General features: G+C 42.1%; 17 protein-coding genes and 3 tRNA genes. All 20 read right to left on the bottom strand.

What is annotated here, in order from left to right; translation table 11 throughout:
- Positions 1-186: 186 nt before the first annotated feature.
- Positions 187-975, bottom strand: coding sequence for an ABC transporter ATP-binding protein (locus tag THICY_RS04035; protein WP_013835331.1), 789 nt, complete (start codon positions 973-975; stop codon positions 187-189).
- Positions 976-990: 15 nt separating this feature from the next.
- Positions 991-1,983 carry an ABC transporter permease gene (locus THICY_RS04030; protein ID WP_013835330.1) on the bottom strand — a complete coding sequence of 331 codons (993 nt, stop codon included), beginning with the start codon at positions 1,981-1,983 and terminating at the stop codon, positions 991-993.
- 47 nt (positions 1,984-2,030) lie between these two features.
- Entirely contained in the window at positions 2,031-3,425 is a 1,395-nt protein-coding gene (locus THICY_RS04025; protein ID WP_013835329.1) for a CmpA/NrtA family ABC transporter substrate-binding protein, read from the bottom strand.
- 312 nt (positions 3,426-3,737) lie between these two features.
- Positions 3,738-4,967 (bottom strand): nitrate regulatory protein, encoded by a 1,230-nt coding sequence (locus tag THICY_RS04020; protein WP_013835328.1) that lies wholly within the window; start codon positions 4,965-4,967, stop codon positions 3,738-3,740.
- A 97-nt stretch (positions 4,968-5,064) separates the two neighbouring features.
- Positions 5,065-5,433, bottom strand: coding sequence for a YchJ family protein (locus THICY_RS04015; protein WP_245534985.1), 369 nt, complete (start codon positions 5,431-5,433; stop codon positions 5,065-5,067).
- 385 nt (positions 5,434-5,818) lie between these two features.
- Positions 5,819-6,325, bottom strand: coding sequence for a hypothetical protein (locus THICY_RS04010; protein WP_013835326.1), 507 nt, complete (start codon positions 6,323-6,325; stop codon positions 5,819-5,821).
- 22 nt (positions 6,326-6,347) lie between these two features.
- The gene (locus THICY_RS04005) at positions 6,348-7,745 is read right to left on the bottom strand and encodes a hypothetical protein (protein WP_013835325.1); all 1,398 of its coding nucleotides are present in this window, start codon (positions 7,743-7,745) and stop codon (positions 6,348-6,350) included.
- Position 7,746: 1 nt separating this feature from the next.
- Positions 7,747-8,109, bottom strand: coding sequence for a hypothetical protein (locus THICY_RS04000; protein ID WP_013835324.1), 363 nt, complete (start codon positions 8,107-8,109; stop codon positions 7,747-7,749).
- A 566-nt stretch (positions 8,110-8,675) separates the two neighbouring features.
- Complete coding sequence (locus THICY_RS03995; protein ID WP_013835323.1) at positions 8,676-9,053, bottom strand: hypothetical protein; 378 nt, start codon at positions 9,051-9,053, stop codon at positions 8,676-8,678.
- 17 nt (positions 9,054-9,070) lie between these two features.
- A complete protein-coding gene (locus THICY_RS03990) occupies positions 9,071-9,274 on the bottom strand; it encodes a hypothetical protein (RefSeq protein WP_013835322.1) in 204 nt (67 codons plus the stop codon).
- 35 nt (positions 9,275-9,309) lie between these two features.
- Positions 9,310-10,155, bottom strand: coding sequence for a hypothetical protein (locus THICY_RS03985; protein ID WP_013835321.1), 846 nt, complete (start codon positions 10,153-10,155; stop codon positions 9,310-9,312).
- Between the two features lie 2 nt (positions 10,156-10,157).
- Entirely contained in the window at positions 10,158-10,463 is a 306-nt protein-coding gene (locus THICY_RS03980; RefSeq protein ID WP_013835320.1) for a hypothetical protein, read from the bottom strand.
- A gap of 171 nt (positions 10,464-10,634) precedes the next feature.
- Positions 10,635-10,808, bottom strand: a complete 174-nt coding sequence (locus THICY_RS08750) for a hypothetical protein (RefSeq protein WP_013835318.1) — start codon at positions 10,806-10,808, stop codon at positions 10,635-10,637.
- Positions 10,809-10,823: 15 nt separating this feature from the next.
- The gene (locus tag THICY_RS03970) at positions 10,824-11,027 is read right to left on the bottom strand and encodes a hypothetical protein (RefSeq protein WP_013835317.1); all 204 of its coding nucleotides are present in this window, start codon (positions 11,025-11,027) and stop codon (positions 10,824-10,826) included.
- Positions 11,028-11,102: 75 nt separating this feature from the next.
- The gene (locus THICY_RS03965) at positions 11,103-11,618 is read right to left on the bottom strand and encodes a helix-turn-helix domain-containing protein (RefSeq protein ID WP_013835316.1); all 516 of its coding nucleotides are present in this window, start codon (positions 11,616-11,618) and stop codon (positions 11,103-11,105) included.
- Complete coding sequence (locus THICY_RS03960) at positions 11,618-12,727, bottom strand: tyrosine-type recombinase/integrase (RefSeq protein WP_013835315.1); 1,110 nt, start codon at positions 12,725-12,727, stop codon at positions 11,618-11,620. The genes THICY_RS03965 and THICY_RS03960 overlap by 1 nt, the downstream gene beginning before the upstream one ends.
- Before the next feature lie 137 nt (positions 12,728-12,864).
- Positions 12,865-12,951 (bottom strand) — tRNA-Leu (locus tag THICY_RS03955).
- Between the two features lie 43 nt (positions 12,952-12,994).
- Positions 12,995-13,068: transfer RNA gene (locus THICY_RS03950), tRNA-Cys, on the bottom strand.
- 5 nt (positions 13,069-13,073) lie between these two features.
- Positions 13,074-13,149 (bottom strand) — tRNA-Gly (locus tag THICY_RS03945).
- Between the two features lie 95 nt (positions 13,150-13,244).
- Positions 13,245-13,799 carry a CDP-diacylglycerol--glycerol-3-phosphate 3-phosphatidyltransferase gene (pgsA, locus tag THICY_RS03940; RefSeq protein ID WP_013835314.1) on the bottom strand — a complete coding sequence of 185 codons (555 nt, stop codon included), beginning with the start codon at positions 13,797-13,799 and terminating at the stop codon, positions 13,245-13,247.
- Positions 13,800-13,835: the final 36 nt, after the last annotated feature.

The following is a 13,835-nucleotide window of genomic DNA, read 5'->3' as shown; positions in this document are numbered from 1 at the left end:
TTTGTCCAAAATTAAGATTGTCGTTTAAATTATAACTATTAATACTAAAGCAGGGTGCGTGCCAAACAAGCCACCCCAATTTTTGTTATATTAAACAATAACTTAAAAATTAGCAAATCTCCTAGAGCCGAGTATTTTGATTACTATTGGTGCACAGCTGCACCAATAAAATTAATTTTTTCGTTATTACAATTCTGTTTTAGCCTGTTTTTCATACAAAAAACTTAATACTTGTTGACGATAACGGTTGTAATCAGCATCTTCAGTTAAAACAACGCGATTTCTTGGGCGAGTCAATTTAATATCAGCTATTTCACCGATAGTTGCTGCAGGACCATTGGTCATCATCACAATCCGATCCGATAATAAAACTGCCTCATCAACGTCATGCGTAATCATAATCACCGTGTTATTTAACTCATTCTGAATCTCCATTAAAGAGTCCTGCAGATGCGCGCGTGTTAGGGCATCTAGTGCGCCAAATGGTTCATCCATCAACAATACTTTTGGTTGCATTGATAAGGCACGTGCAATACCAACACGTTGCTTCATACCGCCAGAAATTTCATCAGGGCGTTTATGCATGGCATGATCCATATGCACTAATTTAAGGTTGTGCTCAATCCAATCTTTGATTTCGCCTTTACTAGCATTTTTCATAACTTGTTTTACAGCTAATTCAACATTTTGGTAGGCCGTCATCCAAGGTAACAGTGAGTGGTTTTGAAACACAACAGCTCTTTCAGGCCCGGGCTGATTAACCTCTCGACCTTCAAGGATTACGCCGCCTTTTGTAGCTTGATAAAGTCCTGCGACTATGTTTAAAACCGTTGATTTTCCGCAACCAGAATGACCAATCAATGAAATAAATTCCCCTTTAGCTATCTTAAGATTTATGTTTTGTATTGCAACAAAAGGTACTGTTGGTGTTGGGAATGCAATTTCCACATCCGTTAATTCTAAATATGCGTCCATTCTTTTCTCCTAAAATTAACGAAGTACGGCTGATTTATCCCAAGAAACAAACTTTTGCAATACCAGCATCAGTCGATCTAACAAAAACCCTATCAGACCTATAACTAATACAGCAACCATGATACGTGACATAGATTCTGAGCTACCGTTTTGAAATTGATCCCAAATGAACTTGCCTAACCCGGGCGATTGAGAGAGCATTTCTGCCGCTATTAGAACCATCCAAGCAATACCTAAGGATATTCGCAAACCCGTAAAAATCATAGGAATGGCGGATGGGATAAGAATTTTTATGACATGGGTCCAGGGGTTAAGGTTGAGTACTTTAGACACGTTTAATAGGTCTTTACTCGCCGTAGCTACCCCTACCGCTGTATTAATAATTGTTGACCAAATTGAACTCAATAGAACAGTAATGGCTGAAACAATGAATGCCGTTTGAAATAATGGACTATCACTCACATAAACAGCACTCACAACAAGTGTTACCAATGGCAACCAGGCCAAAGGGGACACGGGTTTAAATAACTGAATAATTGGATTCACAGCACGATAAAGTCCGTCCGACATACCAATCATTATGCCAATTGGAATAGCAATCAACGAGCCAATTAAAAACGCGGTAAAAACGGTAAAAAGCGATGTCTTGATTTGGTCAATAAAAGTAGGCGCACCGGTATAGGGGCGTAAAGTTGGAATAAAATCAGGGTCCACTGCCATCCTGGCAGTGTGCCTTTCGGCTTGACGCTCATAAAAAGCTTCAGCCCTTTCTTTTTCAGTTCTATGCTCATCTAAAAGATTATTAAATTGCTGATAAACTTCAATAGGTCCAGGAAAGTTTCCAAGTGACGTCTCAATGTTTTTTGAAGCCCCCGACCAAAGCATCAAAAAAACCAACAATCCTATAACCGGGAGTCCAAGCTGTTTAAAAATTTGTAACACTTGCTGTTTTGGATTTTGACCTTTTGCTAAATTCGCATAAGGTTCAATAAATAAGGGAAGTTTCATATATTATCCTTATGGGTAAGTGTTAAGCTCACCCGTTCCTCCTGAATCTATACCTTATCGGCACCTTTTAAACCAATCTCGAACTGTTTAAGATAGTCATTAGGTTTAAGGCCATCGTAAGTAATGCCATCAATAAATTCATCAGTTGCTGGTTTGAAACCCGTCTCGATTGAAAAGTCTGGAAATTCAGACGCCGTAAACTTACCTTCTTTTATAAGCTCATTAGCTGCAATTTGATAAATATCTGGACGATAAACTTGTTGCGCTATTTCGTGATACCAGTCGTCTGATTTTTGCTCACTAATTTGACCCCAGCGACGCATTTGCGTTAAGAACCAAACAGCATCAGAATAAAAAGGATATGTAGCATGATTACGGAAGAAGATATTGAAGTCTGGTTCTGAACGTTGATCGCCTTTCTCATACTCAAACGTGCCCGTCATGGAGTTTGCAATAACTGCCTCGTCAGCACCAACGTAAATCGGTCTTGCAAGAATTTTGACCGCCTCTTTTCGGTTAGCATTGTCATTTTCATCTAACCACCGAGCCGCTCTTAATAATGCTTTTACCATACGAATAGTTGTGTTTGGGTACTGCTCATAAAAATCTTTGCGCATACCAAAAACCTTTTCGGGATTATTGCGCCAAATATTGTTATTTGAAATAACAGGTACACCAATGTTGCGAAAGACAGCCTGCTGATTCCAAGGCTCACCTACACAGTAACCATGAATCGTTCCGGCATCCATAGTGGCGGGCATCTGTGGCGGAGGAGTAACAGATAGCTGTGCTTGTGAGTCAATAGTACCAGAAGTATCGCCTCTATCAGGTGCGTAAAAACCTGGATGAATACCACCGGCTGCTAACCAATATCTCAACTCATAATTATGTGTTGAAACTGGAAACACCATACCCATTCGAAAGGATTCTCCGCGGTTGTTTAGGTTTTCTATGGCGGGAATTAAAGCTTTTGCTGAGATCGGATGAATGGGCTTATCATTTTCATCAAGTTTAATATATGGCCGCATATCATTCCAAATGCTATTTGAAACTGTTATTGCATTTCCGTTTAAGTCCATTGAAAAAGGTGTTATCAGCTCGGCGTTATTTCCATAACCTATTGTTGCAGCAATAGCTTGACCAGGTAACATATGAGCGCCATCCAGTGCGCCAGACACAACACCATCAACTAAAACACGCCAATTTGCCTGCGCCTCTAATGTGACATAAAGACCCTCATCTTCAAAAAAGCCTTTTTCATAAGCAATGGCGAGCGGTGCCATATCGGTTAACTTTATAAAACCTAGTTTTAATTCTTCCTTTTCAGGAAATCCAACACTTGCTTGTGCTACATTTATTAGGCTTGAGGCACTACTTGCGCCAATTGCACTTAATATAGCCGCTTTTAAAAGGTTTCTTCTAGAAATAGTCGTATTTTTCATGTCAATCGTCTCCAAGGTTGAGGCAAAAAAAAACGCCCATTCCTCCCAGCTAGAGCTGAGAAGAATGGACGCCTTTGTCCAGAAATATTCTATTGTAGAATCAATAGCTACTGAAATTTAAACACATTTCATGCCAATTTTACAAATTTAAAATAAAAATCTATAAAATCCTATAAGCCCATGATTTTAATTCTATTTCAAATTAAAGGACGTCTGTCAAAGTGGATGAATATAGAAAAATAACAGAATTATTGCACCATAATCGCAATAATGCACCACTTTTGAACGTATTTTAATTAGCCAATATGGCAGTTAGACGAGCTGCTGTAACAATTGCTTGGCAAGATCAACCATCTTTAAACCACTCTTCATTGCTTGATTACGCATAAATTGATGCGCTTGCTCTTCGGTAATATGTTTTTTAATCATTAACAAGGCTTTTGCACGCTCAATAAAACGTCGATCAAGCAAAGTTTGTTTTGCCAACATCAACTCGGCTTCTACGGCACCCAATTGAACCGCTTGTTCATGAAGTTGTTCAAGTAACAAGCGAGAAACACCCCTCACCCGCATGACCCGCTCATCCACCTGTTGCTTTAGTTGTGAATCTAGACCGCTAAGATGATTACTTGTTGTACTGGCACTCCCGAAGGCCTCATCGGCTGCCATTTTTTTGGCACAGATAATTTGCAAATAACTAATCAGGTCGTCTTCTAACGCTTGAAAGCCATCAATACGTTGAGTCATCAAATCAAACCAGCCTTCGGCCAGTGCTAAACTATTATGGGCGCTATTATGAGTAGACGCGCTAACTCGATCCCGCCATTGTTCAAGATGCGCTCGGTAAGGCTGTTGCTTAAGTTGTTCAAGCTGCGCTATTTGAGCATCGGTGGCAAAGCTACGCACTAACTGAAAGGCTTGCCATTGTTGATCAATTCTTGTCTTCAAGGCCGCTGTAAGTTGAGCGCTTTGGGTTCTGGCACGCGAACCGAGAACTACCACTCCCAAGGCCCGCTCTTGCCCTGCCAACTCCTTGGCCTGCATAAAATTAAATAAAGCCAACATACCACGGGCAATATCAGCATCCAGTGCCTGCTCTGCCAGTTCAAACACAAAAGCAAGCGCTGACGCAATAATGCTAGAAAAATCATCAATGGCTTGATCAGTTTTGATCTCACGCGTATCAATCTGTTCTCGCAAATTGACCAGATGATTTAATGTTTCCAAAAAATGCGCTAATTTAATATAGACACTGCTGGGTAGTGCGTGTTGCTCCATCTGCGCCTGCCAAACCTCAACGGCTTGCAAAAACCGCATTTGATCGTCAGCAAACTGCTTTCGATAGGCATCAACCCTTGACGCATAGAGTATGTTTTGTGGATCAACCAACAGCAAACTGTTTGACCCTCTTTCGAGCTGAAGTGCGTGTACCAATTTACGCAATGGCCGAACGATTTCCATGCTCGAAAACAAAAAAGACAAGGCTAATTGTTGTGACGCCTGGGCACGAGTTAACAAGTTTTGTAGATTTTCTTGCAACATGGTTTTGGCCTGCTTAAAAGGGCTTATAGTAAATTATCAGTTAATAACAAGCAAAATTTATACCGTAATAGCCAAGACCATAGGAGCTATTAAAACTTTACAGCCCACAACATTTTTTAAATTTTTTACCCGAATCACAAAGACACGAATCATTGCGACCCAAGTTCATTTTATAGCGATTCACTTCACCCTTGTCATACAGCCACTGCCCTTGCGCATTTTGCACAAACTCACTGCGTTCATGCAGACAATACGGCACGCCCTGCTCTAAATGATAGGCTTTAAATTCGACCTGATGCCCCTGTGCACTCACAATTTCCAACCGACACCAAATTAACCCGCGCAACCAGGCCTGGGTGGCTTCATCCATCGGCTCAGGATTAGTTTCTGTTAAAGCCAAATAAGCAAAGTCCTTACGCTCAAACGCGGCATAGCGTGAACGCATTAACTCTTCAGGAGTGGTCACGGTGTTTTGCAGTTGAGTTTTGATTTGGTAGCACAAATGATGGAGAAATTTTAAGTTAGAGATAAACTAGAGTAATGATGGTGCCCAGGGCCGGAGTCGAACCGGCACGCCACTTCTGGCGAGGGATTTTAAGTTTGAGTTACACGCTAGCCTATGTAGCCGTAAGTAGGTGCATATTATATCAACACGCCCCACAATACAAGCATTCGCAAGGGATTTCTGTATAAATTAACTGCATACCAAGTGCATACTAGGTGCAAAAGTTTGCAATTTTTCGGCTTAATAAAATCAATAGGTTATAAAGGTGGGTGCATACAGACTGCATACAAATATTGATTATTTTTGATTAACCCCACTTATCAAAAAGCAGGGTTATAAGGCGGGATTACTTCCAGGTGTAAGGGTTGCTTACAGTTGATGAAATGTGAGCAAGTTTGTTTTTGATTAAGGCCATCTGTTCAAATGCTTTCTTAACAGGTGCATCATAGCCGCGTGTGGGATTAAACCCGCCGCCTTTAGCCGTGTTATGTGCAAGCCGCCATTGGTGTAACTTCTTCTCAAACTCAAAGCCCTTTTGCAATTGCTCAAAGTCACTGGCCACTTTATTAACAAAATCTATGTATTCCTTTTCCAGCTTCTTAGCTAGCTTGTAGGCTTTTTCGGCTTCGACTTGTTCGCGTTGGGCTTTGGCTTCTTCTTCCTGCTCTTTTGCGAGTTCAAGCTGTGCAGTAAGGCGGGATAATTTGCGCTCTGCCTGCTCGGTTTCTTGCTCGATAACATCAAGCTTTGATTCGTTTTGCAAGTTGGCCTGCCATTGGTCATTTAGCCCGGCTAGGTGTTCTTGTGTGTCTTCAATCTGTTCTTGAATTTGTGCAACTGATACCATGCTCATAATGGATTAAAACCTCTTATTTTTACCATTCGTTTAACGCGGCTAAGTCATAACCACGGCTCTTTTTAGTGTTGATGATAGCGCCTGCTATTGAGTTCACTAGGTCATCATGTGCGCCGGGTGCATGGTCTATGGAATCACGACCGCCCCGGCTGGTTTTACGCTCTAATGTCGTAAACTGGTTGATTATGTCGGGTAGGTCTAACAACTCCACCCGGCACGAATTAATTAAGGGTAAGGTGTCGCGGTATAGGTCGCTTCTAGGTCGGTCGCTTATTAGGTACTCAATACCGCTATTTCTAAATAATTCACGCGGGAATTCTCCACCGTAGCGGTCGCCTGTCACCGACTTAATGCGGTATAGGTGCAATAGTTCTGCAAAGTCTTTAACAACCGCATCAGGGCTAAACGGTGGCTTAACGGATCGCACCGCATCAAGCACAACCGTTTCATTCTCTCGGTGTGTGATGGCCAAAGTCCAGGCATCTTTTGAGCCGCCGCTTGGGTCTGTAAATGCTGAGTAATTAACGCCGTTTATCGGTGGCAACTCTAGGCGGTTCGGAACGGTGCAATTCTCGATTGATTCGCGGCTTATAAAGGTTTCTATGTCGGTTCTAAATTGGGCTAGGTACTCAGCTTTAGCCGCGCTTGGGTCGCGTTGCATGGCCTTTTCTATAAGCTTCTCTGATAGTGCCGGGTTCATGGTTCGGCTAGGTGCTTGAGCGACTAGGATTTCTTTATCATCTTGAGCAAAATAACGCTTGTAATGCTCCCATAATGCGCCGCGTCTGCTGTATGGGCTACTCAGTGCAATAAGCTTGCCGTTAAGCGTGGCCATTGCCGGGCGTAAGGCGTTTAAGACTTCAAAGTCTGGATTAGCTGAATCCTCTGATCTCCAAAAGGCGATTTCATCAGCAATGATACAAGGCACGGAATAACCACGAACAGACCTAAAGCTAGCCGTGCCAACTTCTATAGCACATCGGTTGCTTAACTCTATGCTTTCTTTATCCTCACGAATAATTAAGCTTTTAAGCATCGGGTTACCATTCAATAGGCCGCTAATGTATCTAAAAGCTGATCTGGCCTGCTTACGGTCAGCCGCAATGAGCATAACGGTTGCTATTTCACCCGGTGCTAGTTTCTCTTTATGGTTGTTAAATAGGGCTTCATAAATGGCTAGTAAGGCGCTTATATTGGTTTTGCCGCCACGTCTGCCAACAACTAGCCATAACTCATCATGTGGGGCATCTGGTAGGCTGTCGCGGCCTGTTAGTTGTTTGAATGTATCCGCTTCTTTATCGGTTAAAGGTAGGCCATAAAAACCGCTTAATAATGCTCTCCAGGCGTTCCAGGTGTCACCCGCAAAGGTTTCACCGAATAGCTGAGGGTCATTCATTAGGTCGCGAATTGTCACCATCTCAAGCGCCTTTAGACTTCGATTCTATAAAATCGTTTAGGGTTATTGCTTCTTGTTTTTTGCGCTCAATGCCTAGCATTCTGAATAGTCCGATTAATGTATTAACCGATTGAGCATATACGCCGGGGTCAAAATCTTTTCCGAGTGCCATGTCTTCTTCTTGTTTTTTCAAGTTGTACTCGATAAACAAAGCACGACTGCATAGGGCGCGTTGCTGATAACTCAGATTCTTAAAGCCGCCTAAATCGTCTGTTAGTTCCTTATAGCGTTCCTTTAAATCACGGGCTACCCCGGTTCGGCCGTCTAAGCCCTCTAACCAGTTCTCAGTAAATTTGATTGGTATGCGCTGGTAACTGCCGTGCATAAGCATTCCTAATAGGGTTATAAACTAGGTCTATTATACCTCTATCTAGCGACTAATCAACAACAAATAACTAATAAATTCAATGGCTTAAGTGTATTCTGTAGTATTCTGAAATAGTCTGTATTGCATACTAGATTGCATACAAGTTGCTTGAGGTGCATAAAATAAGGCTTACCAGGGGATTAAGTATCTTTTGCTTTTGGGTAGGGGTTTTTTTAGGTCGTGAATTTTGTATAAAATTTATACAACCGTTTTTACCTTGCTTTTAATGATGAATCAAGTTCTAAGCTATTGATTTGATTGGCTAATAATTTTATCAAGCCCATAATCTGTTGGTTTTGTCCAATTTAGGCATAACCTCACGCTGTCCAGTTTGGGCATAGTTCACTTATTCTGGTTAGCCATTTAGGTTTTACTGATAACACGCAAAACATTAAAGCTTAAACTTTTGGCATTTGAAAGGCTGAAACAATATTTAACTTCCATAGCTTTGTGGTAGCGGATAACAAAAAACCCCAATTAAGGGGCTTAGGTGTTCAGGCCTAGTGATTCTATGAGCTGAGTTGTCATAGTAAATTTTTTAGAATGTTATCCCAAGCCTTTTCTGAGCGTTCCTCTAGCCCGGCTTCCCAATCCTTAATCACCTTAAGGTCAAAATCTATTTTGCTTGGTATGTGCCAACTTTTCTGCCAATAGTTCATACCGCCCATAGTGCCCTCAATTAACTCTTTGCGCTCAATGAGCAGGCCATCTTTAACCATTGTTCTTAGTGTCCGGTAAAGGCTAACTATTTTGCTTTGAGAATTAGCACCATCTTTATATACAGATTCGTAAATACATGAAAAGGTGAATAGGCCTGTATTGCCAATCGTAAAAAATAAATGTTCCTTATCCGTGATAGACAGCAATTCAAGAATAGCCTTTTTTCGTTTTGTCATTCTCATATTGTTTAACCCCGCTTTTAAACATTAACAGTATTAGGCTGGCCTGTTTCTTCGTCTACTTTGCTCATGACGTATTGGCATAAATCCCATAAGACTTGAATTTCTTCTTCATACTGAAACTTTAGGCGGCCTAACTCGACCATATCCATGATCTCAAATACATCGTCTATGGCTTGCTCATTGGTAATATGGGTTTTTTCTATTGGCTGATACGTTTGCATATTAAATACCTCTCTGGTTGTGGTTCAGTTCGTTATTAAAAAGTTGCATCGAGAACACGATCATTAAATTGGTCTAGCGTTTCGCCTGGCTTGCGCTCAAAGTCATAACCGCCTAATTCATTTGTGATTTGAAAAGACTGTTCTCTTATTTCTTTATTAATAGGGCTTACAAGGGGTTCTATTAGACCTCTCTCTCTTAAGCCTCTAACCTCGGATTCATTCATAGCTTGAGGTAGAGTGTTTATAGTAGTTTGCGCGTTTTTTTGCGTTCCGTTTTCGTTCCGTTTTTGTTCCGTTTGCGTTCCGTTTTTGTTCCGTTTTTTGGGCTTCGGTATGCCAGCACCACGACCTTTTAAAGCTCCTGTATTAGTCCATAATTCCGATTGATTAATCGTTAATGGCTTGATGTCGCTTGATGAGATTTTTAAATACATTTCTTGCCTGCTAGTTTCTGAATGTTTGCCATGTTGGGCGTACTTAACCTTAGAAGCTTCAAATACAAGCCCTATGAGGTCTTTAGGTATGCCGTTGGCTTTGCGGTATCTATTAGGTTTATATTCGCCTGTAGCTAATCTGTGAAGCTTTGCAAGGTCTGATTCTGGTTTGATAAATGCTAGCTTGCGCCCTGTCTTTTCCTTAGTGAAGTGATCTATACGAAAATAGCTTTTTGCTTCTTCGCCTGTTTCTACATCAATAAAGGTCAATAAAAACGCATCTATTAGCCGCTTATCGTTCACCATAGGCTTTGCCATGCAAAAGCTGATTAACTCAAAGCGCCGGGATTGTGTAAGCTTGGGTTGGGTTTTGACGTATCCACCAGGCGCAATAGTTTCACCTGGTGGTAGGTCATCAAAAGCCGCCGGATCGTTCCAGCTATCCACAATTAAACCTTTTGGCCTTGTCGCGTTCTAAAATGCTCTAGGGCTTGCTTGGCAATCTCGATTTGAGATTCGTCTAAGCTGTACCAGGCTGGCTTTACTGTTACGCCGTCACGGTCTTTAATATTCCGTCTATCCGCGTAAATCTTCCAGCCTTGACGCTTAAAACTTCTAACCATGTCAGATGGATTAGAACAACCAACTACGCCCCTCAATTCTGCGGTTGATGGGTCGTTATTCAGCAGTGCTGAAATAAATCTATACTTGCGCTTGGTTGTGACGCTATGAATGAGGTTTTTATCCTGGCTCATTTCGTCACCTCCAATGATAGGCGCTTGATTGATCTAGTTAGTGATCTAAAGCGGTGGGATTGTTCAATAAATAAGCTTTTGAATGTGCTTAATTCTTGAGCAATGTTATAATTATCAAGCGTTGCTAGCTTTTCTTTGTCTTGGCGGACTGGTTTGGCGGTGGCGCTCTCATTAATTCGCATAATTACACCCTCCATTCTTTAATCTATCCAGATTTTCAGCAAATAGTTTTACACGTTGCAAGAAGTCTTTCTCAGGTTCTTCTTTATGCTTTCCTAAATGGTGATGAGAAACTTGAGCGCCGATAACGCGATTATCTGAGGTTTTAATGAGTTCAATATTCATAATCCACCCCCCCCCTTAATGGTTCAAGTACCAAGCCATAAAAGCTTGAGAATCAATAAGGCGGCTTTTGCCTTTAGTTTTAAAGACTGCACCGGTTTGGATTAGTTCGTCTTGGTTGCGGTCAATCATCATCTTTAAGCTTCGCGGCTTAATACCTAAGCGCTGGCTAAATGATTCTGCAAATTGTGAAATGGGTTGTAAGTTGTCTATGCTTGGCATGGTAGCCCCCTATACGTTTTCAGTAGTTTGAAATAGTGTTCAGGGGTGATATTACGGAGGGAAAAAGAAGTGCGCTTAGTGTGTTTCCTCTTTTATAATTTTAATGTGACTTCTTACTGTTTTTGCTGTGATACCTAACCGCGCGGCTATTGGCGCTGCTCTGTTACGCTCAGGCCTATCCTTAAAATCATTAAAAAATAATGCTCTTATTTTCTCACGCCTTATACTGGCTTCGTCTTTTTTATCCTTAGCCGTGCTTTTGCCGCCTTGTGATCTTGCTTTGGTTGTTGTGGTATAGGTCAAGCCTAGTTCGGCAATCTGTAGGCGCTTGCTCGCATCTTGATAAGCTAGTGATTCAGAATCGCTTTGATCTGAATAAAACCAAATAAGGATAAGCGCGGGTTCAGCATCTAACCAGTTTTCAGGCGGGTTACATTCTGCACCAGGTGAATAAATCCAGCTAACTAGGCCATCATCAATAAACGGCTTGACGCTAAAGCCTAGCAAGTCGTGAAACTCTAGCCCGGTGTCTTTTATGGCTTTTTTGATTAGCGTATGATTTTTGAGATAATCAAGCGTCTTATTATTCATCACATAGCCCCTTGTAAAAAATCAATGTCGCGGCTGGCCACGGTGTCAGTTATGCCTAAAGCGTGTGCATAGCGATTGGTCATCATTACGCTTTTATGGTTTAGCGTTGCTTTGATCTGCTCTAGCGTGTAGCCATCGGCTAGCATGGTGCTTGCGGTGGTGTGTCTTAAATCGTGTACGCGTAAATCCTCTGGCATTTTAGCCGCTCTTTTTGCTTCACGCCAATAGTGGTCAAAATTGGTCATAGGGCGGCGCGGGTCGGTTCTATGCTGAAATACCCAATGTGATACAGGCTGGCTCAGTTTCCATTGCTTGAGCATCGTTATTGCGCTTGGTGGTAACTTAATCGCGTGATCTGTACCGTTTTTAGTTCCGACTAGATTAATAATCCCCTCTTTTAAGTCCACATTTTCCCAGCGTAACCGGGCTATTTCATTTCGTCTTGAACCAGTCAGCAAAAGCATATAAACAAGCAAATATAAGCCGCTCCAGCCGCTTTCTTTGCAGGCCTGCAATAGTTGCACCTGTTCTGCTTTATCTAGGAACAGCATACGCCCTGCGCCCTCTTTACCGCGTGGCACGTCTTTGGTGGGATTAACCAAGCCATATTGCAAAAAGTCATCATGCGCGGCTAGGAATTTGAATAAAGATGAAAAGGCGGCTTGATAGCGGTTAGCGGTGCTTGGTGTTAATTTGCGCTCGCGTCTAATGCGTCTAATCTCTAACTCAAAGTCCAGGCGTGTGATCTCGTTAATTGGCTTGAGTAACAACTCAGAAAAGCGGCCTAACTGGACAGCATACTTATCCACGCTAGCGGTGTTTGATTCTCTAGCAAAAATATTAATACAGTCTTTTAATGTCGGTGTAATGTTTCGCGCTCGTTGCTGATCTATTTCGTCAATAATCATTTGAGCGGCTTTAGCTTTGCGGGTAGGATTTCCAGCGGAATCAGTTGCACCTAAATAGCTTAAATCATCTAGCCATTCTTGAGCGTCTGCTTTTGTATCAAATAATTTAGAATAGCGAATGCCTTTATACTGCTTTTGAGCATTAAAGCGAGTGGTGTGTTTTGATTTTCTCGGTGTAATAGTACCGTTTGAAGTCGTCATTTTTCTATCCCCAATTAAGGGCGGCTAAAAAACCAAGTGCATACTGGTTGCATACTTGCTTAATATCCGCGTTTTCTATGTGGTTTTGAACACTACTTCAAACTACTAGAATAACGTGATAAATCAATAACTTATAATGGTGCCCAGGGCCGGAATCGAACCGGCACGCCCTTTCAGGCGAGGGATTTTAAGTCCCTTGCGTCTACCAATTTCGCCACCTGGGCAGATGACTTGCTTTTAAAACGTTATTTGAAGCTGTTTTGGGTATGGAGGCTGAGCCCGGAATCGAACCGAGATCCACGGATTTGCAATCCGCTGTATAGCCATTCTACCACTCAGCCATATTTGGAGCGGGAAACGAGACTCGAACTCGCGACCCCAACCTTGGCAAGGTTGTGCTCTACCAACTGAGCTATTCCCGCGCTTCGGTGCGTATTATAGGGGCTGGCTATTAAAGGTCAAGCGTTATTTTGCAGCTTTATGTCAAAATTTGGACCACTTTTAACAAGCTATGGTTTTATTTTAATCTTGGCCAAGCAGCGATGCTATATTGCACGAAAGACCAAAGGGTTAATAAGGCGGCGATGATCAATAAACCAAACCCAATGGTACCCCAAGGTACGCCAAATAAGGTTCCGCCATAAATGAGCATGGCTAAGGCGACCAGCTGAAAGGTGGTTTTATATTTGCCAATAGTCGATACTGCCACCACATTACTCAGCTTTTGTTGCGCCATCCATTCACGCAATGCCGAAACCGCCACCTCACGCACAATAATCACAATCGCGGCTAGGGTAATCAATAAGTCCTGGTACTCCACCGCGACCATAACGAGTGCGACAGCAACTATGAGCTTGTCAGCTACGGGATCTAAAAACGCCCCAAAACGAGTGGTTGCATCTAAACGGCGCGCTAAGTAGCCATCGAGCCAATCGGTTAACGCAGCGATCACAAACACCAACATGGCAACCAATCGCGCGCCTTCAAATGGCAAGTAATAAATCAATACAAAGAGCGGAATTAACGCGACCCTAAGCCAGGTAATGCTCATGGGGAGATCTTGCAGTTTCATAGCGTGCTCAATTTACCTTTCTGTAATAAGCAAAAT

Origin of the sequence: Thiomicrospira cyclica ALM1 (assembly GCF_000214825.1) — a bacterium.
Taxonomy (GTDB): Bacteria; Pseudomonadota; Gammaproteobacteria; order Thiomicrospirales; family Thiomicrospiraceae; genus Thiomicrospira; species Thiomicrospira cyclica.
The sequence above is the reverse complement of the archived record's forward strand: the minus strand, read 5'-3'. Positions and strand labels throughout refer to the sequence as shown.

Excerpts from the sequence above, each read along its gene's own strand:
- THICY_RS04005 (WP_013835325.1), bottom strand. The coding sequence starts at position 7,745 with ATGGTGACAATTCGCGACCTAATGAATGACCCTCAGCTATTCGGTGAA.
- THICY_RS03965 (WP_013835316.1), bottom strand. The coding sequence starts at position 11,618 with ATGAATAATAAGACGCTTGATTATCTCAAAAATCATACGCTAATCAAA.
- THICY_RS03990 (WP_013835322.1), bottom strand. The coding sequence starts at position 9,274 with ATGCAAACGTATCAGCCAATAGAAAAAACCCATATTACCAATGAGCAA.
- THICY_RS03995 (WP_013835323.1), bottom strand. The coding sequence starts at position 9,053 with ATGAGAATGACAAAACGAAAAAAGGCTATTCTTGAATTGCTGTCTATC.
- THICY_RS04025 (WP_013835329.1), bottom strand. The coding sequence starts at position 3,425 with ATGAAAAATACGACTATTTCTAGAAGAAACCTTTTAAAAGCGGCTATA.
- pgsA (WP_013835314.1), bottom strand. The coding sequence starts at position 13,799 with ATGAAACTGCAAGATCTCCCCATGAGCATTACCTGGCTTAGGGTCGCG.
- THICY_RS08750 (WP_013835318.1), bottom strand. The coding sequence starts at position 10,808 with ATGAATATTGAACTCATTAAAACCTCAGATAATCGCGTTATCGGCGCT.
- THICY_RS04010 (WP_013835326.1), bottom strand. The coding sequence starts at position 6,325 with ATGAGCATGGTATCAGTTGCACAAATTCAAGAACAGATTGAAGACACA.
- THICY_RS03980 (WP_013835320.1), bottom strand. The coding sequence starts at position 10,463 with ATGAGCCAGGATAAAAACCTCATTCATAGCGTCACAACCAAGCGCAAG.
- THICY_RS04030 (WP_013835330.1), bottom strand. The coding sequence starts at position 1,983 with ATGAAACTTCCCTTATTTATTGAACCTTATGCGAATTTAGCAAAAGGT.
- THICY_RS03970 (WP_013835317.1), bottom strand. The coding sequence starts at position 11,027 with ATGCCAAGCATAGACAACTTACAACCCATTTCACAATTTGCAGAATCA.
- THICY_RS04035 (WP_013835331.1), bottom strand. The coding sequence starts at position 975 with ATGGACGCATATTTAGAATTAACGGATGTGGAAATTGCATTCCCAACA.
- THICY_RS04020 (WP_013835328.1), bottom strand. The coding sequence starts at position 4,967 with ATGTTGCAAGAAAATCTACAAAACTTGTTAACTCGTGCCCAGGCGTCA.
- THICY_RS04000 (WP_013835324.1), bottom strand. The coding sequence starts at position 8,109 with ATGCACGGCAGTTACCAGCGCATACCAATCAAATTTACTGAGAACTGG.
- THICY_RS03960 (WP_013835315.1), bottom strand. The coding sequence starts at position 12,727 with ATGACGACTTCAAACGGTACTATTACACCGAGAAAATCAAAACACACC.